At 61.0% G+C, this 1076-nt stretch carries 2 protein-coding genes; both read right to left on the reverse strand.

The window, feature by feature from the left end:
- Positions 1 to 331 precede the first annotated feature (331 nt).
- Positions 332 to 847, reverse strand: a complete 516-nt coding sequence (locus GY725_19435) for a PaaI family thioesterase (GenBank protein ID MCP4006357.1) — start codon at positions 845 to 847, stop codon at positions 332 to 334.
- Between the two features lie 137 nt (positions 848 to 984).
- Positions 985 to 1076, reverse strand: a 92-nt coding sequence (locus GY725_19440; protein ID MCP4006358.1) for a DUF3604 domain-containing protein, incomplete at its 5' end; no start/stop codon positions are given.

Raw genomic sequence — 1076 nt, forward strand, 5'->3', positions numbered from 1 at the left:
CAAAATAATCCCTTGCGTAGGGACTTGCTGGCGAAGCCCAGAATTCCAGCATGCCGCGCGGCGCATGCTTTGCGCCTGGGATCGTTCCTTTGTCAACCAGCTCCTGGATTTCCCGAATATCGAGCAGCACAAGATCTTCATTTTCAGCTAGTTCACGCTTCAGCTCTTCAACCTCATATTCTCCATTGATGAAGCAAGCTCTTTTACATGCTCGAAGACATTTCTGATAGCCATTGCCAGGTTCCCCTATTCCAGTTTTCGTTTCGAAACACAGTTCTGCAGATAGACGTCGAGAGTTTTTCTTCTGAGGAGGCAGGCGCGGCCACTGGGCTCATGCCTCGTCCTTCTTCTGTGCCTTCGCCTTCTCTTTCGTTTCGTTAGGCGATCCCTCGCCGAGCACGATCATGAGCGTCGCGTCGCCGAGGGCCACGGTCTTGCCGCGGTCGTCGGTGACCGTGCTTGCCGCGTGCACGACACGCCGGCCCTCGTGCACGATCCGCGATTCGACGGTCGCCCGGCCGGCGCCAACGGCGCGCAAGTACTTCATGCGGAGATCCACGTTGGTCATGAGGCCGCGGGTCTCACGCACCCGCTGATACGTGTCGGTCATGAGCATGGCCTGGGTGATGCTCATGTCGACGAGCGTGGCAATCACGCCGCCGTGCATCTGCCCGTTCGGGTTCTGCAGGTGGTCGACCAGCTCGACGCTCACGCGCGCGAAGCCCGGGCCGATGTCCTCGACCTCGAGGCCCATGTGGTTGAAGAACGGAAAGTCGGCGGCGAAGTCGAGGAGCTTCCTTTTGAGCGCCTGGCTTGCGTCGTCCGAGTCGGTTTCTTGTGTGGACATGGGGTTTTCGGCGAACCTCCGAGTATGGGTGTTATGTCGGACGGGGACTGCCTGGGTGATGGGCCCTCGCCGGGGCCATCATAGAAGACGGTCCCGCCACTGGGGGCAGGTCAGACCGGGTACTTGCCCCGGTTCCACTACGAGGCGTCGATCCAGATCGGCGATGACCAGACGCGCTCGCGCAGCGTCGCGGGGACTCGCGGGTCGGGCTCTCGCGACAGGCGCAGGG

The sequence above is a fragment of the bacterium genome, assembly GCA_024226335.1.
GTDB lineage: Bacteria > Myxococcota_A > UBA9160 > SZUA-336 > SZUA-336 > JAAELY01.

Excerpts from the sequence above, each read along its gene's own strand:
- GY725_19435 (MCP4006357.1), bottom strand. The coding sequence starts at position 847 with ATGTCCACACAAGAAACCGACTCGGACGACGCAAGCCAGGCGCTCAAA.